This is a genomic window from Streptomyces shinuiensis (assembly GCF_043660855.1).
Classification (GTDB): domain Bacteria; phylum Actinomycetota; class Actinomycetes; order Streptomycetales; family Streptomycetaceae; genus Streptomyces.
In genome coordinates, this window is record NZ_JBIHML010000001.1 from 319041 (window position 1) to 337988 (window position 18948).

The window sequence follows — 18948 nt, forward strand, 5'->3', positions numbered from 1 at the left end:
GGGGGCGTCCGGCACGGGGACGACCGGGGACGAGATGGAGGCGTTGCGCGCCCGCACCGTCCCCGACGTGGTGGCCGAGGGGCTGCACGTGCTGTTCTGCGGGATCAACCCCGGCCTGACGACCGCCAGGCTGGGCCACCACTTCGCCCACCCCGGCAACCGCTTCTGGCCGGTGCTGCACGCCTCCGGTTTCACCCCCAGGCGGCTGAGGCCCTCGGAGCAGCGTGAGCTGCTGTCGTACGGCCTGGGCATCACCAACATCTCGCCCCGCCCCACCGCCCGTGCCGACGAGCTGACGCCCGAGGAGTACCGCACGGGCGGGTGTGTGCTGGCCGGGAAGGTGACGCGGCTGCGCCCCGGGTGGCTCGCGGTGGTCGGTGTGACCGCCTACCGGGCCGCCTTCGGGAACCGGAAGGCCCGGACCGGCCCTCAGGAGGCGGCGATCGGCGGCGCCCGGGTGTGGGTGCTGCCCAACCCCAGCGGGCTCAACGCCCACTGGACGCTGGAGACGATGGCCGAGGAGTACGGCCGACTGCGCGCCGCCGCGCTCGACGGCCCGCCCTGACGGCCGGCCGCAGGGACGCTCCGGGACGCCTCACCCGGCTCTCGCTCCCCGTGCGCTCACCGGATACGATCCGGCCACACATGCGCACTTCCCAGGAGGCGGACGTTGGGACGGCTCACCGGCAGGGATCCCTCCCTGCTGCGCAGGATCAACTCCGCCGTCGTCCTGCGCGCGCTGCGCGCCGCCGACGGCCCACCGACGCTGTCCGACCTGGCCCAGGCCGCGGAGTTGTCCCGGCCGACGGTGGAGGGCGTGGTGGAGCAACTGGTGGAGGCCGGTCTGGCGGCCGAGGCCGCCGTCGGGCCCGGTGACGTCCGGCGGCAGGGGCGGCCCGCGCGCCGCTACCGCTTTCGGGCCGAGGCCGGTCATCTGCTCGGCATCGAGATCGGCCCGCACCGGGTGGCCGCCGTCCTCTCCGACTTGCGCGGACGGCGGCTGGGCACGGTCGGGCGCACGGTCTCCGAGCAGGCGACGGCCGACGAGCGGCTGGAGCGGGCGCGCGCGGTGGTCGCCGAACTGCTGCGCACCTGTGAGGTGCCGCGCAGCACCCTGCGCGCGGTGGGGGCGGGCAGTCCGGGGATCGTGGAGGCCGACGGCATGGTGCGGCTGTGCACGGCGCTGCCGGGCTGGACCGGTCTGCCGCTGGGCGAGCGGCTTCGGCGGTCTTTCCGCTGCCCGGTGCTGGTGGAGAACGACGCCAACGCCGCCGCGCTGGCCGAGCACTGGAAGGGCGCGGCCACCGGGGTCGACGACATGGTGTTCGTCCTGGCCGGGCTGAGCCCGGGCGCCGGCTCGCTGATCGGCGGGCGGCTGCACCGCGGGTTCGGCGGTGCGGCCGGGGAGATCGGCGCACTGCATCTGCTGGGGCGGGAGGCCACCCCCGAGCACCTGCTGTCCACGACCGGCGAGCCGCTGCACCCGCTGGACGAGGCGGCGGTGGCGCGGGTCTTCACGCTGGCGCGCGAGGGGGACGAGCGTGCGCGGCAGGCCGTCGAGCGGTTCATACGGCGCCTGGTGCACGATGTGGCCGCGCTGGTGCTGGCCCTGGACCCGGAGCTGGTGGTCGTCGGCGGGTGGGCCACCGGGCTGGACGGGGTGCTGGACCCGCTCCGCCGTGAGCTGGAGCGCTACTGCCTGCGGCCGCCGCGGGTCGCGCTGTCCCTGCTGGGCGGGGAGGCGATCGCGACCGGCGCGCTGCGGCTGGCGCTCGACCATGTCGAGGAGGAGCTGTTCACCGTGGAGGGCGCCGTCGCCCGCTGACGCCCCGTCGTCACCGGGCGCGTGGCGCGCGGTTCAGCTCGCCAGCAGCGAGACCCCGGCGGAGTCGCCGAAGGTGAGGCGGCAGGTGTCGGCCCGGTAGGTGGAGAGCGCGACCGCGGCGGTGCCGCCCGCGGCGAGGTAGCGGGTGGTGACGACGAGGACGGGCGCGCCGGGCAGCCGGTCGAGCCGCCTGGCGTCCTCCGCCCGGGCGGAGCCGAGTTCCACGGCCCTTTCCTGGCCGCCCAGTTCGAGGCGGTTCAGCTCGCGGAGGACGGCACGGCCGCGGGCGGCTCCCGCCTCGGTCTCGATGCCGGACATCCCGGGCACCGACGCGGCCGGTACGTACAGCGTCTCGGTGGCGACCGCCTGACCGTGGGCCATACGGACGCGTTGGACGGCGTACACCGGCCGGCCGGTGTCCGTGCCGAGCGTCCTGGCCAACGCGGCGGGCGGTACGGCCTCCTCGCAGTCCTCGGTCTGCCAGGCGTCCCCCGGGGCGCCGGGCCAGCTGTGCCGGGCGGGGTTCACGTCGACGCCGACGCGCGGCGGGGCGACGGTGGTACCCACCCCGCGGCGACGCTGGAGGCGCCCCTCCAGCTCCAGTTGCTCCAGGGCCTGACGGAGCGTGGCGCGGGCGACGCCGAAACGCGCTGCCAGGTCCCGTTCGTTCGGCAGGATCTCCCCCACCGCGAACTCCGAGTCGAGCGCCTCCGACAGCACGGTCCTGAGGTGCCGGTACTTCGGTTCCGGCACCGTCTCCAGTCGCGTGGTCCCCACCCTTTGCCTCCGCAGTCGCCGTGTCCCGCCGGGATTTATGCGCGCTTCTTTTTTAAAGGTTGTTGCGTATGCCGACCTTAGGGAGCGGCGACCCGCTTGGTCAAGACCAATCCGGCCCGCCAGCGTGCCGAAGCAGGAAGGCGGGCCGCCGGGAAGCGGCCGCGCGAGCGGCAGGATGGCGAGGGGGCATGGAGCATCGGGTAACGGTCGTCACCGGCGGCAGCCGAGGTATCGGGGCGGCGGTCGCCCGGCGGCTGGCGCGGGCCGGGCACCGTGTCGCGGTCGGCTGCCGGCACTCCCGCGAGGCGGCCGAGGAGACGGCGCGGGCGGTGCGCGCCGCGGGCGCCGAGGCGGTCGCCGTGCGGCTGGACACCCGTGTGGAGAGCGAGGTCGACGCCCTCGTCGAGGAGGCGGCCCGGAAGCTGGGCGCGGTCACGGGCGCGGTCCTGAGCGCCAGGATCACCGGCCCGCTGGGCCGGTTCACCGAGACCTCCACCGAGGTGATGCGCCGTGTGGTGGACGTCAACGTCATGGGCACTCTGCTGTGCGCCCGGCGCGCGGCCCCGGCGATGTCCACGCGGCACGGCGGCTTCGGCGGCTCGATCGTCACCGTCTCCTCGTGCGCGGCCACGCTCGGCAGCCCCGGCGAGTACGTCCACTACGCCGCGACCAAGGCGGCGCTGGACGCCATGACCGTCGGGCTCTCCAAGGAGCTGGGGCCCGACGGGGTGCGGGTGAACTCCGTACAGCCCGGGGCGGTTCTCACCGACATGCACGCCGCGATGGGGGATCCGCATCGGCCCTGGCGCAAGGCCGAGGTGATCCCGATGGGCCGCCCCGGGGAGCCGGAGGAGGTGGCGGGCGCGGTCGCCTGGCTGATGTCCCCGGAGGCGTCCTACACCACCGGGGCCGTGCTGCGGGTGAGCGGCTGCCTTTAGCACGGTCCCCGGGCGGCGGAATCCGGGGACCGCAGGGCGGCGGCCCGCTCCGGCGCGGGTACGCAGCCCTCCGGTGCCTCCGGCGGCCTCGGTGCCCCCGCCGTCCCGGACGGTTCCGGTGACTCCGCCGCTCCGGGCGCGGCCCGGCGGCGGGCCCGGGTGCCCGCGCCCAGCGCCACGCCCGCCCCGACCAGCAGGCTGCCGCCCGCCTGCGCCCAGCCGTAGGAGCCGGTGGCCACCAGGGGGGCGGTCAGCGCCGCGCAGACCGGGACGAGCCCGGAGAAGAGCGTGGCCCGCTCCGCGCCGATGCGGCGGACGGCCGCGTACCAGCAGACGAAACCGACCACTGTGACGACGACCGCCTGCCACAGCAGTGCCGCCGCCTCGGCCGGGTCCGGCATCCGCAGCCAGGCCCGGCCGTCGAGCACCGCTCCGAGCAGCGCGGCCTCCACCGCCGCCAGGGCGCAGGCCGCCGTGGACAGCAGGCGTGCGCCCAGCGGACGCACCAGGGGGACGGCGATCACCGCGAACCCCACCTCGCCCGCCAGCGCGGCGGCCGACCACAGCAGTCCGGCGGCGTCGGTACGTCCCCAGCCCTGGACGGCCACGGCCCCGGCCGCCACCAGCAGTGCCCCGTACACCACCGGACGTGCGGGCCGGCGGCCGTCCAGGGCCGGGACGACCACGGCCACGACGACCGGCGCACAGCCGACCAGTACGCCGGGCACCGCGGGTTCGGCGGTCCGCTCGGCGGCCAGTACGGCGAGGTTGAAGCCGACCATGCCCACGGCGGCGAGCAGGGCGAGGCGCGCCCACTGGCGCGCGGTCAGCAGGCGCAGGGGCGCGAGCGCCCCGCGCCCGAGCAACGGCAGGAGCAGCAGGCACGCCAGGCCGTAGCGAAGGGCCTGGCCGCCGGCGTGGGGATAGTCGCCGAGCACGCTGTTGGCGGTGAAGGAGGCGCCGACCAGACAGCAGGCGACGGCGGCGAGCAGGGCGCCGCGGCGGTGCTCGGCCCGGGAAGGGCCGGGGGAGGAGGTCATGGGGCCGACGCCAGGAAGGAGCGCGGACCGGTTTAAGGTCCACTTCCATGGCGGTTACGGGGACCACTTCCGGCGCAGGCGCAGGTGAAGGTGGCGGCGGAGACGTGGGAGGGCCGGGTGCGGAGCCGGGCGCCGGGCCCGGCGGCAGCGCGGCGTGGGGGCTGCTGCTGCCCGTCTGCGCGGCCCCGCCCCGGCAGCGCGGCCGCGCCCTGCAGACCGGCCTGCGCGAGGCGGTGCGCTCGGGCCGGCTGGCACCCGGCAGCCGACTGCCCTCCAGCCGCGAACTCGCCGCCGACCTGGGGGTTTCCCGGGGCCTGGTCACGGAGGCGTACGAGCAGCTGACCGCCGAGGGCTATCTCACCAGCAGCCGGGGCTCGGGCACCTGGGTGGGCAGCACCGCGCGCGACGCGCCGGTGGGCGCCGCACCCGCCGGGGAGCGTACGACCGCGCCCGCCGTGGACTTCCGGCCCGGCTCCCCCGACCCGGCGCTGTTCCCGCGTACCGCCTGGGCCGCCGCCCACCGCAGGGCTCTGGCCGCCCTGCCGCACCACGCCCTCGGCTACCCCGATCCGCGCGGGCTGTCCGAACTGCGTTCCGCGGTGGCCGCCCTGCTGACGCGGCGGCGCGGGGTGGCCGCCGATCCCGGACGGGTGGTGATCTGCTCGGGTGTGGCGCAGGCGATGACGCTGCTGGCCCTCACCCTGAACGGGCGTGAGAACCGGACGGTGGCGGTGGAGTCTCCGGGGAGCTTCGAACACGCGGCGCTGTTCTCGGCGGCCGGGCTGCGCACCGCGCCGGTCGGCCTGGACTCGGAGGGCCTGCTCCCCGGGGAACTGGCGGCCTCGGGGGCGCGGGCCGCGGTGCTCACCCCCTCGCACCAGTTCCCGTCCGGCATCGCATACTCCGCGGCGCGCCGCTCGGCGCTGCTGGCCTGGGCCCGCGACGCGGACGGTCTGCTGGTCGAGGACGACTACGACGGCGACTTCCGCTACGACCGGGCGCCCGTCGGCTCGCTCCAGGGGCTCGACCCCCGGCGGGTGGCCTACACCGGGTCGGTCAGCAAATCCCTCGTGCCGGGGCTCCGGCTGGGCTGGCTGGTGGCGCCGGACGAGCTGGCGGGGGAGATCGTGGAACGCAAGCGGACCATGGATCTGGGCCATCCGGTCCTGGACCAGGCGCTGCTGGCCGACTTCATCGCCCGCGGCGAGTACGACCGGCAGTTGCGGCGCTGCGGACGCGCCTACCGGCAGCGGCGCGACGCACTGCTGCGGGCGCTGGCGGAGCACATCGGGGGCACGGAGGCGTCGGGGATCGCCGCGGGGCTCCACGTCATCGCCGCGCTGCCGCCGCGGTGCGGCCCGCAGGACCGCCTCCTGGCCCGTGCGGCCCGGACGGGGGTGGCGGTGCGGCCGCTGTCCGACTACGTGCCGCCGCGTCCGCCGTCGCCGCCGTCCTCGTCCTCGCCGCCATGGAGCGACGGCGAGGACGGTGAGAACGGCGGGCGCGTACGGCTGGTGCTGGGCTACGCCCATCCGACGCCGAGCCGGATCGCGCACGGCGTACGGCTGCTGGCCGAGGCGGCCCGGCGTCCGTGAGGGGAGCGGGGAGGGCCCGCCGCCGCGTCAGATCTCCAGCTCCGCCTCGATCCTGCGCAGCTGGTGCCGGGCCATGGCGAGGTTCGCCCGCGCCTTGTCCAGGGCCAGGTAGAGGAAGAGGCCGTTGTTGCCGCGCCCCCTCAGCAGCCGGATCAGGTGGTACTGCCCGCCGAGGGTGATCAGGATGTCCTCGATCTCGTCCTTCAGGCCCAGCATCTCCATGGTGCGCACCTTGGCGCGGACCACGTCGGTGTTGCCGGCCGCGGCGACGTTCAGATCGAGGTCCTTGCCTCCTCCGACGGTGCCGAGCGCCATACCGCTGGTGTAGTCGACGAGGGCGGCCCCGAGGGAGCCCTCGACGGCGGTCATCGCTTCCTTGAGGGAGGTTTCGACGTTGGCCATGGCTGTCGCACTTCCTTTCCGTGTGCACCGCGGTGCACGTTCCGTTGTTTCTCTGACATATCGGTTGGCGGCGGGTTGACTCGCCCGCGACGCGGGCCCCGGGGAGGCAGGGCACTGCCGGTGGTCCCGGCTCGGCTCAGCCGTCCTTCGGCCCCTCGTCCGCGCCCGCGGCCAGGCGGGCGATGCGGGCTCCGGTCCGGCGGGCCTCCAGATGGATGCGGCCCACGTTGGCGCGTGGCTCCGCCAGGACGGCCAGGAAGGCGGCGGGGCCCGCCGCGTAGGCCGCGACGTAGCCCCTCTCCCCCCGCACCAGCAGTTCGCGGAAGCGGCCCCGGTCGGCGGTCTCCGCCAGCCGCAGCGCGTCGGCGAGGGCGGTGGCGGTGAGCCCCGCCAGGGCGCCGGCCTGCGTTCCGGGGGCGTCCTCCGCGAGCAGGACGCCCCCGGCGCCGACCGCGAGGGCACCGGTCAGATGGGGGACGCGGGACCGCAGCATGCGCAGCTCTCGCAGCACTTCCGGGTCGGCCGCGGCGGGCTGCCGCACTCCGGCGAACTGCTTCAGTGCGCGCCTCACGGCAGGCCTCCGGGGCCGGCGGGAACGGTTCGGTGCATCACAGGCGCGCCTCCAGGGCATCGCGGATCCGGAGCAGCAGGGCGATGTCCGGGTCGGTGGACACCTCCGGGCCCCGCGCGTCGGACGCGGGGGGCGGGTGCGGGACGGCCCCGGACGCCGGGGGCTCCGGGGGGGCCGGGGCCCGGGAGGAGGGTGCCGGTCCGGGCGCGGGTGTCCGGATGTACCCGGCGGCGGCCAGCCGCCGTACGTCGATCAGCACGTGGAAGGCCGGGCGGCCGAGCCGTCGCGCGATGTCGGCGGGGGTGCGCACCCCGTCCGCCAGTTCCAGGAGGGCACGCTGCCTGCGGGTCGGGGCGGGGAAGCCGGTCTCCTGACCTCGGACCACCGGGGCGGCGTCCACCCCCGGGTGCGGCCACAGGTCCTCCAGCAGCCTTCTGCGGCGCAGGACCTCGCGTTGCAGGTCCCCCGCCGGAACCGGCCGGACGGGCCCCAGCCAGTGGGAGAGGCCGCTGCGGAACCGGGCCGGTCCGCTGCCGGGGGCGAGGGCGAAGAAGGCCGCGTCGTACAGCGCGCCCAGGTGGTAGACCTCCAGCTCGCCCCGGGTCAGCCGGCCGTTGTCGACCAGGAAGCGCGCGACCTGCCGACGGGCCCCGGCCCGCTCCACGGCCTCCCGCCAGCCCTCGGCGGGGAGTCTGCCGCCGAGGGTGAGCAGCACGTCCAGTCCCGGGGAGACGGGGCTCTCCGCGTGGACGATCTCGCCGTCGCGCAGATAGAGCGTCCCATTGCCGCGCAGCAGCGCCCCGGTGGCCCGCCGCGCAGCGAGATGGCCGAGCATCGGGGAGAGGGCGGCCCTCACCCGAGCACCAGCCGCTCGGACAGGTGGCGCAGGCGGATGCGGGCGAGGGCGAGGTTGCCGTCCTCCCGGTCGAGCCACAGGTGGATGAAGAGGCTCCCGTCGAAGACCTGCCCGACGAAGCGCAGCAGGTGATAGCCGTCGCGGGTGGTGACGATGAGGTCCTCGACGGGCTCTACCCCGCCGGGCCCCGGCTCCTGCTCGGCCTCCCCGCCGTCGCTTCCGCGTCCGGAGCCGGCGGGCGCGGCGAACGCGGTGTGCTCGGCGGCCGTGCGGGCGAGTTCGGCCGTCTGGGCGGCGGTCGTCTCGTGGTCGCCGCACGACGGCTCGCCCACCGCACCGAGCGCGAGCCCACTGGTCCAGTCGACCACGGCGGCGCCGCGGGCACCGGGCAGCGTCATGGCTTCGAGCAGGCATTCGTCGATTCCGGGCATGCGCAACCCCCCTCCTGCTCGACGTGTGGACGCACCCACCGGTGGTGCGGAAGTGACGATTAGGTTACGCATCGTGTCACCCGTTGCGGGCACATTTGAACGATTCCGACCGAGGAAGCGGCGTACTGTTCGATTGGCAAATGAACTTGTCATTTTCACGTCGCTCTCCGCCCGCCTGTCCCGGCGTCCGTCCCGGCTCGGCGGCTCTGATGCGGCGGGCACCGCCGCGTCCACCCGGAACGGGTCCGCACGCGGCGGCGCGGCGCTGTTCACCGAGGTGCTGCGCCCCGGTCCCGTGGGGCGGCGGGCGGCCGGGCGTCCATGGGTCCGGCGCAATACGCTGCTCCCATGGACGCGAGTGACGACCGCACGGACGATCCCGCGGCCGGTCTGACGTATGCCGGGGCGGGCGTCACCCGGGAGGGGTCCCTGCCCGGCCGTCCGCCGGGCTTCGGACGGCTGCGGGTACGCACCCGCCTCGGCGTGGGCCGGGAGGTCTTCCGAACCGCCGGACGGGCCGTACTGACCTGGCGGATGCACCGGGCCATGGGCGTGGAGATGGCCACCGGCTCCCCGCGTGCCGAGCCCGGGGTGCGCGTGGTGGTGGGCCTGGGCGCCGGACGGCTGAGGATCCACGCGCCGTGCCGGGTGGTGTGGACGGCGGACGGCGAGCGACGGGCGGGCTTCGGCTACGGGACGCTGCCGGGGCATCCGGAGCGTGGCGAGGAGGCGTTCGTCGTGGAGCTGGACGACGACGGGGCGGTCTGGCTGGAGGTGCGGGCCTTCAGCCGCCCCGAGGTGTGGTGGGTGCGGGCCGCCGGGCCGCTCGTGCCGCTGTTCCAGCGGCTGTACGCCCGGCGGTGCGGGGCGGTGCTGCGGCGACTCTCCCGCGCCTCCCGCGCTTCCCGCGCATGACGAAGCGCCCGGCGGGGAGGGCGCCCGGCAAAAAGGGCATGGTTCCCAGAAGGCCCTTAACCCATCGGTCACAAACCGTTCGTGATCACGCAACACCGGTCGGTGAGAGTGGCCGCATGACAGGATCCTCCGCGCACCGTGCAGACCGCCGCACCGCTCGACGCGCCGCCCGCCGCAAGGCCGCCGGCCCGCACCACTGGCGGCACGATCTGGTCGAGCTGGCGGCGCTGTTCACGGCCGTGACCGTGGCCGACAGCATCGCCAAGACGGTGGCGCACGGACCCGACGGCCCCGTGCTGCTGGTGCTGTCGGCCGCCGCACTGCTGGCCACGGCCGGGATCCACACCTGGTGGGCGCGGCGGCGCCACCACCCGCCGCCCGATCCCGGCGGCGGTCCGGCCGCCGTGGGCTCCGCGCAGGGGCCGCCGGTGCTGTGGCGGCTGCGCACCACCGTGCGGGAGGAGCCCGGATCGCTCGCCGCGCTGTGCGCCGTCCTGGCGGAGCTGCGGGTGGACGTCATCGGCCTCCAGACGCACCCGCTGGGCGAGATGACGGTGGACGAGTTCCTGCTGCGGGCGCCCCGCGCGCTGGAGGCCGCCGAGCTGGGCCGGGCGGCGGCCGCGGCGGGCGGGCGGGACACCTGGCTGGAGCGGGCCGACGCCCACGATCTGGTGGACACCCCCACCCGAGTGCTGGGCCTGGCCACCCGTACCGCGCTGGACAGCGCCGAACTTCCGCTGGCACTGCGCCAGTTGCTCGGCCGCTGCACGATCCGCTCGGTGCCCTCCCGGGCAGCGGCCGGGCAGCCGGGCGAAGAGCCGCGCGGGGAACCGCACGGGGAGGACCTCCCCGAGGACGGTGTGCTGGAAGGGGCGGTGATCCGGATGCACGATCCGCGCGGCGGGACGATCGTCGTGGAGCGCCCCCACCTGCCCTTCACCCCGACCGAGTTCGCCCGGGCCCGTGCCCTGGTCGAGCTGGACGCCCGGCTGGACGCCCAGCCGGCCCCCCGCCCGGCCGGGGCCGCCGGGTCCGGCCCCGGGGAGGGGCCGGCGGGCCGGATGCCGCGCCGCCGCGAGACGCTCACGCTCCCGGAGGGGAACGAGATCACCGTACGGCGGGCGGACACCTGCGACCTCGAGGCCGCACGCGCGATGCACCGGCGCTGTTCGGCGCACACCCTGGCCGCGCGCTACCACGGCCCGGTCAGGGACGTCGACCGTTATCTGGACCACCTGCTCAGCCCGCGCTTCGGCCGCACCCTGGCGGCAGAGACGGCGTCGGGGAAGCTGGTGGCGCTCGGCCATCTGATGTGGGACGGCGACGAGACGGAGGTGGCCCTCCTCGTCGAGGACGTCTGGCAACGCCGCGGCATCGGCGCCGAACTGCTGCGCCGTCTGGTGGCGATGGCCGCCGAGGCGCGCTGCGAGAGCGTCTACGCCGTGACGCAGTCGCACAACACCGGCATGGTGGCGGCCATGCGCGGCCTGGGGCTGCCGCTGGACTACCAGGTCGAGGAGGGCACCTTGGTGATCACCGCCCGGCTCGTCCCGGTTCCGGCAGCCGCCGAGACGGGGCCGCGCTGACGCCCACGGCATCCCCTGCGGCGCTCCCGGCGCGTCGCCCGGCCCCGCTCCCGGCTCCCCGGGCGGAACCGAGCGCCGCGTCGAGGTCGTTCCACAGGTCCTCGACGTCCTCCAGGCCGACCGACATCCGCAGCAGCCTCTCGCCGATCCCTCCGGTGCGGCGGTCGTCCTCGCAGACGATGCGGTGGCTGATGGACCCGGGGTGCTGGATGAGGGTGTCCACGCTGCCGAGGCTGACCGCCGGGGTGATCAGCCGCACCCCCGCGATCACCTCGTGCGGTTCCCCCTCCACCTCGAAGGAGACCATGGCACCGCCCAGCCTCGGGTAGTACACCCGGGCGATCCGCGGGTCGTCCGCCAGGCGCCGGGCCAGTTCCGCGGCCGTGGCCGACTGCGCCCGCACCCGCACCGGCAGCGTGGACAGGCCGCGCAGCAGCAGATAGCCGGCGAGCGGGTGGAGTACGCCGCCGGTGGCGAAGCGCACCTTCCGCAGCTCGCGGGCCGTCTCCTCGTCGCAGGCGACGGCGCCGCCGAGGACGTCGCCGTGACCGCCCAGGTACTTGGTGGCGCTGTGCAGCACGATGCGTGCGCCGTGCTCGACCGGCCGCTGCAGCACGGGGGTGGCGAAGGTGTTGTCGACCAGCAGCGGCACGGAACCGCAGGAGTGCGCCACGGCCTTCAGGTCGATTTCGGCCAGAGTGGGATTGGCCGGTGTCTCCACCATCACCAGGCCGGTGTCGGGACGTATGGCGTCGGCGATGCCCGCCGGGTCGGTCCAGGTCACCTCGGTGCCCAGCAGTCCGCTGCTGAGCAGGTGGTCACTGCAGCCGTACAGCGGCCGGACCGCGACGACGTGCCGCAGCCCCTGGGCGGCGCGCACCAGGAGCACGGCGGTCAGGGCCGCCATGCCGCTGGCGAAGGCCACGCCCGCCTCGGCGCCCTCCAGCCGGGCCAGGGCCGTCTCGAAACGTGCCACGGTGGGGTTGTCGAGCCGGGCGTAGACCGGCGGGCCCTGCAGCTGGGCGCCGGTGGCGGCGAACTCGTCCAGCCGGGCGGCCTCGGCCCGGCTGTCGTGGGAGGGGTAGGTGGTGGACAGGTCCAGGGGGGCGGCGTGCAGGCCGAGCGCCGCGAGGTCCTCGCGTCCGGCGTGCACGGCCTCGGTGGCCAGCGTCCGGGTGGCGGCCGACGGTGTCGTGTCCATGCTGTCCTGGTGGGTCATGCCGCGATGCTGAACAACTACCGGCGTGTAGCGGAAATCAGCCGTGCTATGTTCGGAGAATGTCCGATTCAGTCGTTCTCGACCCGGTCGACCTGGAGATTCTGCGCCTTCTGCAGAACGACGCCCGGACCACCTACCGCGATCTCGCCGCCGCCGTCGGCGTGGCCCCTTCGACCTGTCTGGACCGAGTGGCGCGACTGCGTCGCGGCGGGGTGATCCTCGGCCACGCGCTACGACTGGATCCGGCCAAACTCGGAAGGCCCCTGGAAGCTCTTCTTTCGGTACAGGTCCGGCCTCACAGAAGGGAGCTGATCGGCCCGTTCGTGGAACGCGTCCGAGCGCTGCCGGAGTCGCGGGCGCTGTTCCACCTGACCGGTCCCGACGACTACCTCGTCCATGTCGCGGTCGCCGGGACCACAGATCTGCAGCGACTGGTGCTGGACGAGTTCACCTCGCGCCGGGAGGTCGCCCGGGTCGAGACGCGGCTGATCTTCCAGCAGTGGACGTGCGGCCCGCTGCTGCCTGCCGAGCGGCCCGGCTGACCCGCGGCGCCCCGGTGGCCTCCCCCGTGACTCGGCGGGCGCCGCCGTACCAGGATGAGGCCCATGTCCGATGCCACGAACACCTCGCCCGACACCGCGCACGGCGCCGAACCCCTGCCCCGCCGGGTCGCCGACGCCTATGTCGACGACCTGGTCGCACTCGATCCGATCCTCGGCACCTACCTCGGTCTCCCCGGCGGCTCGAAGGAACTGCCCGACTTCTCCCCCGACGGCCAGGAGGCCCAGGCCGCCCTGGACCGCGCCACTCTGGAGCGGCTCGCAGAGGCCGAGCGGCGGCCCGGAGGGGACGGCGACGCCGAGCGGCGCTGCGCGCGGCTGCTGCGCGAGCGGCTGACCGCGGGGCTCGCCGTGCACGAGGCGGGCGAGGGGCTGCGCGCCGTCAGCAACCTCCACTCCCCGGTGCACTCGGTACGCAGTGTGTTCACGCTCATGCCGACCGCGACCGACGAGGACTGGGCGGCCGTCGCCCGGCGGATGACAGCCGTGCCGGCGGCCCTGGAGGGCTACCGCGCCTCGCTGGCCAAGGGCCTGGCCGGCGGGCTTCCGGCCGGTCCGCGCCAGGTGGACACCGTGATCGGACAGCTCGGCGAGTGGCTGGGCGAGAACGGCGGCGGAAACTGGTTCGCGTCCTTCGCCGCCGGCGGCCCCGAGTCCCTGCGCGCCGAGCTGGACAGGGGCGCCACCGCGGCCGCCGGCGCGGTGGCCGTTCTGCGCGACTGGCTGCGGGACACCTGCGCCCCGGCCGTCCACGGGGCCCCGGACACCATGGGCCGCGAGCGGTACCGGCGGTGGGCGCGCTACTGGAACGGCACCGACCTGGACCTGGCGGAGGCGTACGCCTACGGCTGGGAGGAGTACCACCGCGTCCACGCCGAGATGCGCTCCGAGGCCGGGAAGGTCCTGCCGGGTGCCGCGACCCCGTGGGAGGCGCTGCACCACCTCGACACGCACGGCCGGGCGATCGAGGGCGTGGAGGAGACCCGGGTGTGGCTCCAGGAGCTGATGGACGAGGCGGTCGAGAAGCTGGACGGCACGCACTTCGACCTGGCCGGGCCGGTCCGGCGCGTGGAGTCCATGATCGCCCCGCCGGGCAGCGCCGCCGCGCCGTACTACACCGAGCCGTCGCTGGACTTCTCCCGGCCCGGCCGCACCTGGCTGCCGGCGATGGGACGGACCCGCTTCCCCCTCTACGAGCTGGTCACCACCTGGTACCACGAGGGCGTCCCCGGCCACCACCTCCAGCTCGCCCAGTGGACGTACGTCGCCGACCGGCTCTCGCGCTACCAGACATCGGTGGGGATGGTCAGCGCCAACGCCGAGGGCTGGGCGCTGTACGCGGAGCGGCTGATGGACGAGCTCGGCTTCCTGCGCGACGCCGAGCTGCGGCTGGGCTATCTGGACGCGCAGATGATGCGCTCCATCCGGGTCATCGTGGACATCGGCATGCACCTGGGGCTGGAGATCCCGGGCCACTCCCCCTTCCGCCCCGGAGAGCGGTGGACACCACGGCTGGCCCAGGAGTTCTTCGGCATGCACAGCGGCCTCCCCGCCGACCACGTCGAGAGCGAGCTGGTGCGCTACCTGGGCATGCCGGGCCAGGCGATCGGCTACAAGCTGGGCGAACGCGCCTGGCTGAAGGGGCGTGCGGCCGCCCGTACTGCGCACGGCGACGCGTTCGACGCCAGGAGGTGGCACATGGGCGCGCTGTCCCTGGGCTCGCTGGGCCTGGACGACCTGGTGGCGGAGCTCTCCGCGCTCTGAGCCGCGCGCCGAGCCGCACTCCGGGTGCCGTACGACGCTCCGCAGGGCGCGCGGACCTCTGCCGCGCGCCCTGCCGGGGCCGGGCGGAGGGCGCCGGGGACCGTGTCGGGGGCGCGCCGGGGGCCGTGATCCGTCATCCTCGCGGCGCGCCGCGGTGGCCGTCACCCGGTTTTCGGCACCCGGTGGCGAACGGCGGAGCCGGAGCGGGTCTTGACCACTTCCAGCTGCGCCGGGATGCGCCGGCGCAGATCGGCGACGTGGCTGACGATGCCGACGCTGCGGTCGCGTTCGCGCAGGGAGTCCAGGACGTCCAGCACCTCGTCGAGGGTCTGGTCGTCCAGACTGCCGAACCCCTCGTCGATGAAGAGGGTGTCCAGGCGCAGTCCGCCCGCCTCCTCGGATACGACGTCGGCGAGGCCGAGGGCGAGGGCGAGGGAGGCGAAGAAGGACTCGCCGCCGGAGAGGGTGGCGGTGTCGCGCTCGTTGCCCGTCCAGGCGTCGATCACGTGCAGGCCGAGCCCGGAACGGCCGCGGCCGAAGGCGCGCGCGTCGGAGTGGACGAGGGTGTAGCGGCCCGCGGACATGTGCGCCAGGCGGGCGCTGGCCGCGGCGGCGACCTGCTCCAGACGGGCGGCCAGCACATAGGACTCCAGACGCATCCGGTGCTCGTTCTCCGCCGACGTGCCGGCGGTGAGAGCCGCCAGCCGGGCGACGCGGTCGTACTCCTCGCGCAGCGGGGCGAGTTCCCGGGCGTCGGCCAGGGCGCGGGCGGAGAGCCGGTCGAGCTGCTCACAGCGGGTGCGGGCCTCGGCGTGGGCGGCGGAGGCGTCGTTCAGCCGTGCCACGGCCGCCGCCGGAGCGGCCTCGACCCCGGCGGTGCCGGCTGATCCGGCGCCGGCCGGTTCGAGGTCCGCCGGTGTGAAGTCCGCGAGTTCGGGGGCGGCCAGTTCGGCCGCGACGGCCGCCTCCTCGGCCTGCCGGGCGTCGATGCGGCGTTGCAGCAGGCGCTGCTCGTCGCCGCTGAGCCGGGCGCAGGCGGCGGCCCGCGGAGTGTCGAACCCGGCGCGCCAGGCGGCGTCCGCGAGCCGGGCGTCGGCCTCCTTCAGCCGCAGCGCGGCGGCCGCGGCGGCGGCCGCGGCCTCGGCGGCACCGGCCAGCCGCCGTGCCAGGCGCCCCAGTTCGGCCGCCCGGTGGGCGACGGAGGGGGCCTCGCCCCGGGCGCGGGCCACCTGTTCCTCCAGCTCGGCCCGCTCCCCCAGCAGCGCCTCGCGCAGGGAGAAGCGGGAGGCCACCCTCCGTTCGGCCTCCCGCCGGACGGCCAGGCGGGTGTCGTGCTCGCGGACGGCGCGTTGCAGGGCCGCTCGGGCGTCCTGCGTGCCGGCCGCCGCCTGCCGGGCGGCGTCGTGGTCGCCCTCCAGCACGGCGACCCGCCCGGCGAGTTCGGCGGCGGGCGTCGCGCCCGCCTCCTCGACCGCCGCGGCCAGCCGGTCGCGTATGGAGTCCAGCCGCCGCTCGGCCCGCCGCCGTGCGTCCTCGGCCCGCTGGTAGCCGGCCAGAGCGCTCTCCTCGGCGCCCCGGTCGACGTGCCCGTTCCCGGGGCGTGCCGGGTCGGGGTGCTCGCGGGAGCCGCACACCGTGCACGGCGCGCCCTCCTCCAGTCCGGCGGCGAGTTCGGCCGCGATGCCGCGCAGGCGTCGCTCCTTGGCCTCCAGCCAGTGCTCCCTGGCGGTCAGAGCCCGCTCAAGGGCGGCCGACAGCTCGGCGCCGGCCGCTTCCCGCTCGGTGGCGAGGGTGTCGCGGCGGCGGGCGGCGTCCAGGGTGCGCCGCATGCCGTCCAGCCGCCGGGCGAGCTGCTCGGCGCGGGGCGCGGCCTCCGCGGCGGCGTCCACGTGCCGCTGGTGGGCGGCGCGGGTGGCCTCCCACCCCTCCAGCCACTCCTCCGCCTCGCGCAGCAGTTCCTCGTCCGAGCCCGACTCCCGCTCCAGCGAGGCGAGTTCGGCGTTGAGACGGGCGACGCGCTCCTCGGCGCGCCGGGCGGCCTCCAGTGCGCCCAGCTCCTGGCGGGTGGCGCGTTCCAGGTCCGCCAGGCGCTCGGCGGGGGCCTGGGCCGCCTCGCCGGGCAGTTCGGCGCGGGCCCGCTCCTCGGCGTACGCGGCGTCGCGGCCCTCGCTCGCGGTCTCGTCCCGCAGGGCGAGGGCGGGGGCGACGGTGTCGGCGGCGCGGGCCCGCTCCAGCCGGGCGCGGTCGGCGCGGTGCTCCTCCTCCCGCGCGGCCAGCTCCCCGGCGCGCCGCCGGGCCTGTGCGTACCGCCTGCGGCGCCGTTCCAGCTCGCGCGCCTCGTCCAGCCGCCGCCGGGCGTCGGTGTGGGCCCGCTCGGCCAGGCTCAGGGCCGAGGCCGTCGCGTCCAGCCGTTCGCGGGCCAGGGCGCGGGCGGGCGCGGCCCACCCGAGTACGGCGTCGGCCAGACCGAGGTCGCCGGGCGAGAGACCGGCGAGGGGATCGCCGTCCGGTCCCTCACCCGGCTCGGTGGCGCCCCCCGACGCCTGCCACATGCGGTGGGCCAGGGCGAGCAGCCGCTCGTCGCCGTCGCGCACCCGGCGCTGCGCGGCGGCGCGCAGCTCGGCCAGGTGCTGTTCGACGGCGGCGAAGCGGCGGGTGTCGAAGAGACGGCCCAGCAGTTTCGCGCGCTCCTCCGCACCGGCCCGCAGGAAGCGCGCGAAGTCGCCCTGCGGCAGCAGCACCACCTGGCAGAACTGCTCGCGGCTCATGCCCAGCAACTGGGCCAGTTCCTCGCCGATCTCCTGGTGGGAGCGGCTGAGCGCCTTCCAGGTGCCGGTCGCGGCGTCGTACTCGCGCAGCCAGGACCGGGCCTTGTCGGTGGTCGTGCCGGTGCCGCGCTTCTTGGGGCGCCGCTGCTCGGGCTGCCGGGTGACCTCCAGCCGCCGTCCGCCGACGGTCAGGTCCAGGACCACCTCGGTGCGGGTGCCGGGGCCGGCGTGGTCGCTGCGCAGTCTGGTGGGGCCGGAGGTCTGGCGGGCGCCGGGCACCCCGCCGTACAGGGCGTAGCAGACGGCGTCCAGCACGGAGGTCTTGCCCGCGCCGGTGGGTCCGTGCAGCAGGAACAGCCCGGCGGCGGACAGCTCGCCGAAGTCCACCTCCTGGGTGTCGCCGAAGGGGCCGAAGGCGGTGACGGCGAGCCGGTGCAGTCTCATCGGGGCGCCTCCGTGCGAGCCGCCTCGGCGCGTACGGCGTCCAGGGCGGCGCCCAGCAGGGCCCGTTCGCTCCCGTCGGGCCCCGATCCGCCGCGGACGTGGGCGACGAAGTCCTCGGCGATCTCCTGGTCGGTGCGGTCGCGCAGCCGGCGCCCGTAGGAGGCGAGGGGGTCCCGCTCTGCGCGCTCGGGGTCGAAGACGAGGGTGAGGACGTGGGGGAAACGGGCGGCGAGCCGGGCCATCGGCTCGCGCGGGCGGACGGGGTCGGTGAGGGTGGCCTCGACCCAGGCCTGCTCGTGGCGCTCCAGTGCGGGGTCGGCGAGCAGTTCCTCCAGCGTCCCGCGGACACGCGCCAGCGGGCGCGGCACCGGGCAGTCGATCCGCTCGGCCGCCACCTCCCCGCGCGGCCCGAGGTCGACCAGCCACATCGACTTGCGGTGGTGGGTCTCGGAGAAGGAGTAGGCCAGCGGCGACCCGGAGTAGCGGATCCGCCCGGTGAGGGTCTGGCAGCCGTGGAGGTGGCCCAGCGCCGCGTAGTCGGCGCCCCCGAAGACGGAGGCCGGGACGGAGGCGACACCGCCGACGGTGATGTCGCGCTCGCTGTCGGACGGCTCGCCCCCGGTGACGAAGGCGTGGGCGAGGACGACCGAGCGGGTTCCGGCGGGGCGGGCGGCCAGGTCGGCGCGCACCCGGTCCATGGCGGCGCCCAGCACCGTCGCGTGCCCGGCCCGCTCCACCCCGAAGTGGTCCTTGACCAGGGCCGGCTCCAGGTAGGGCAGGCCGTAGAACGCCACCTCGCCATGGGCGTCGGACAGCAGGACGGGGGTGGCGCAGCCGACGGGGTCGGTGCGCAGATGGACACCCGCCCGCTCGATGAGCCCGGCGGCCACCCCCAGCCGGCGGGCCGAGTCGTGGTTGCCGGAGATCATGACCGTCGGCACGCCGAGATCCGCCAGGCGGTGCAGGGTGTCGTCGAAGAGTTCGACGGCGGCCAGCGGCGGCACCGCCCGGTCGTAGACGTCCCCGGCGACGAGGACGGCGTCGACGCGCTCGGTGCGCGCCACCTCCACCAGGTGGTCGACGAAGGCCTCCTGGGCGGACAGGAGGCTCACCCGGTGGAAGCTCCGGCCCAGGTGCCAGTCGGAGGTGTGCAGCAGTCTCAAGATCCGGCTCCGCCCCGCAACGTCTGCCCCTCTCCTCGCCCCCGTCGGCCGCCCTCCGGATTCTCGCTTGACTTCCTCCCCCCTCCTGAAGGAG

At 75.8% G+C, this 18948-nt stretch carries 17 protein-coding genes; 8 read left to right on the forward strand and 9 right to left on the reverse strand.

Annotation, left to right across the window (positions count from 1 at the left end; translation table 11 throughout):
• Positions 1-34 precede the first annotated feature (34 nt).
• Positions 35-565 carry a G/U mismatch-specific DNA glycosylase gene (mug, locus tag ACGRHY_RS01390; RefSeq protein ID WP_394637875.1) on the forward strand — a complete coding sequence of 177 codons (531 nt, stop codon included), beginning with the start codon at positions 35-37 and terminating at the stop codon, positions 563-565.
• A gap of 105 nt (positions 566-670) precedes the next feature.
• Positions 671-1825, forward strand: a complete 1155-nt coding sequence (locus ACGRHY_RS01395) for an ROK family transcriptional regulator (protein WP_394633553.1) — start codon at positions 671-673, stop codon at positions 1823-1825.
• Between the two features lie 33 nt (positions 1826-1858).
• Here the strand turns inward: ACGRHY_RS01395 and ACGRHY_RS01400 are convergent, their stop codons facing one another.
• Entirely contained in the window at positions 1859-2602 is a 744-nt protein-coding gene (locus ACGRHY_RS01400) for a GntR family transcriptional regulator (RefSeq protein ID WP_394633554.1), read from the reverse strand.
• A gap of 188 nt (positions 2603-2790) precedes the next feature.
• Here ACGRHY_RS01400 and ACGRHY_RS01405 point away from each other — a divergent pair, with 188 nt between their 5' ends.
• Positions 2791-3540 carry an SDR family NAD(P)-dependent oxidoreductase gene (locus ACGRHY_RS01405; protein WP_394633555.1) on the forward strand — a complete coding sequence of 250 codons (750 nt, stop codon included), beginning with the start codon at positions 2791-2793 and terminating at the stop codon, positions 3538-3540.
• Here ACGRHY_RS01405 and ACGRHY_RS01410 read toward each other — a convergent pair.
• Positions 3537-4580 carry an EamA family transporter gene (locus ACGRHY_RS01410; RefSeq protein WP_394633556.1) on the reverse strand — a complete coding sequence of 348 codons (1044 nt, stop codon included), beginning with the start codon at positions 4578-4580 and terminating at the stop codon, positions 3537-3539. The two genes, ACGRHY_RS01405 and ACGRHY_RS01410, sit on opposite strands and share 4 nt — an antisense overlap.
• A gap of 47 nt (positions 4581-4627) precedes the next feature.
• Here ACGRHY_RS01410 and pdxR point away from each other — a divergent pair, with 47 nt between their 5' ends.
• On the forward strand, positions 4628-6175 hold the full coding sequence (gene pdxR, locus ACGRHY_RS01415) for a MocR-like pyridoxine biosynthesis transcription factor PdxR (protein WP_394633557.1): 1548 nt from the start codon (positions 4628-4630) through the stop codon (positions 6173-6175).
• Between the two features lie 27 nt (positions 6176-6202).
• Here pdxR and ACGRHY_RS01420 read toward each other — a convergent pair whose 3' ends face one another.
• The 4 genes from ACGRHY_RS01420 to ACGRHY_RS01435 form a co-directional block, all read right to left on the reverse strand.
• The gene (locus ACGRHY_RS01420) at positions 6203-6577 is read right to left on the reverse strand and encodes a hypothetical protein (protein WP_394633558.1); all 375 of its coding nucleotides are present in this window, start codon (positions 6575-6577) and stop codon (positions 6203-6205) included.
• Positions 6578-6713: 136 nt separating this feature from the next.
• The gene (locus tag ACGRHY_RS01425; RefSeq protein ID WP_394633559.1) at positions 6714-7148 is read right to left on the reverse strand and encodes a roadblock/LC7 domain-containing protein; all 435 of its coding nucleotides are present in this window, start codon (positions 7146-7148) and stop codon (positions 6714-6716) included.
• 37 nt (positions 7149-7185) lie between these two features.
• Complete coding sequence (locus ACGRHY_RS01430) at positions 7186-7983, reverse strand: transcriptional regulator (protein ID WP_394637876.1); 798 nt, start codon at positions 7981-7983, stop codon at positions 7186-7188.
• A gap of 17 nt (positions 7984-8000) precedes the next feature.
• On the reverse strand, positions 8001-8435 hold the full coding sequence (locus ACGRHY_RS01435; RefSeq protein ID WP_394633560.1) for a roadblock/LC7 domain-containing protein: 435 nt from the start codon (positions 8433-8435) through the stop codon (positions 8001-8003).
• A gap of 348 nt (positions 8436-8783) precedes the next feature.
• Here ACGRHY_RS01435 and ACGRHY_RS01440 point away from each other — a divergent pair, with 348 nt between their 5' ends.
• Together ACGRHY_RS01440 and ACGRHY_RS01445 are read left to right on the forward strand one after the other, a co-directional pair.
• Complete coding sequence (locus ACGRHY_RS01440) at positions 8784-9350, forward strand: DUF1990 domain-containing protein (protein ID WP_394633561.1); 567 nt, start codon at positions 8784-8786, stop codon at positions 9348-9350.
• Between the two features lie 116 nt (positions 9351-9466).
• Positions 9467-10936, forward strand: coding sequence for a GNAT family N-acetyltransferase (locus ACGRHY_RS01445; protein ID WP_394633562.1), 1470 nt, complete (start codon positions 9467-9469; stop codon positions 10934-10936).
• Here the strand turns inward: ACGRHY_RS01445 and ACGRHY_RS01450 are convergent.
• Positions 10884-12155 (reverse strand): trans-sulfuration enzyme family protein, encoded by a 1272-nt coding sequence (locus ACGRHY_RS01450; protein WP_394633563.1) that lies wholly within the window; start codon positions 12153-12155, stop codon positions 10884-10886. The genes ACGRHY_RS01445 and ACGRHY_RS01450 overlap by 53 nt on opposite strands.
• A gap of 59 nt (positions 12156-12214) precedes the next feature.
• On the opposite strand from ACGRHY_RS01450, the gene ACGRHY_RS01455 reads away from it, so the two are divergent.
• Together ACGRHY_RS01455 and ACGRHY_RS01460 are read left to right on the forward strand one after the other, a co-directional pair.
• The gene (locus ACGRHY_RS01455; RefSeq protein WP_394633564.1) at positions 12215-12697 is read left to right on the forward strand and encodes an Lrp/AsnC family transcriptional regulator; all 483 of its coding nucleotides are present in this window, start codon (positions 12215-12217) and stop codon (positions 12695-12697) included.
• 63 nt (positions 12698-12760) lie between these two features.
• Positions 12761-14479 (forward strand): DUF885 domain-containing protein, encoded by a 1719-nt coding sequence (locus ACGRHY_RS01460; protein WP_394633565.1) that lies wholly within the window; start codon positions 12761-12763, stop codon positions 14477-14479.
• Positions 14480-14640: 161 nt separating this feature from the next.
• On the opposite strand, the gene ACGRHY_RS01465 is transcribed toward ACGRHY_RS01460, so the two are convergent.
• Entirely contained in the window at positions 14641-17691 is a 3051-nt protein-coding gene (locus ACGRHY_RS01465) for an AAA family ATPase (protein ID WP_394633566.1), read from the reverse strand.
• Positions 17688-18854, reverse strand: coding sequence for an exonuclease SbcCD subunit D (locus ACGRHY_RS01470; protein ID WP_394637877.1), 1167 nt, complete (start codon positions 18852-18854; stop codon positions 17688-17690). The genes ACGRHY_RS01465 and ACGRHY_RS01470 overlap by 4 nt, the downstream gene beginning before the upstream one ends.
• Positions 18855-18948 lie beyond the last annotated feature (94 nt).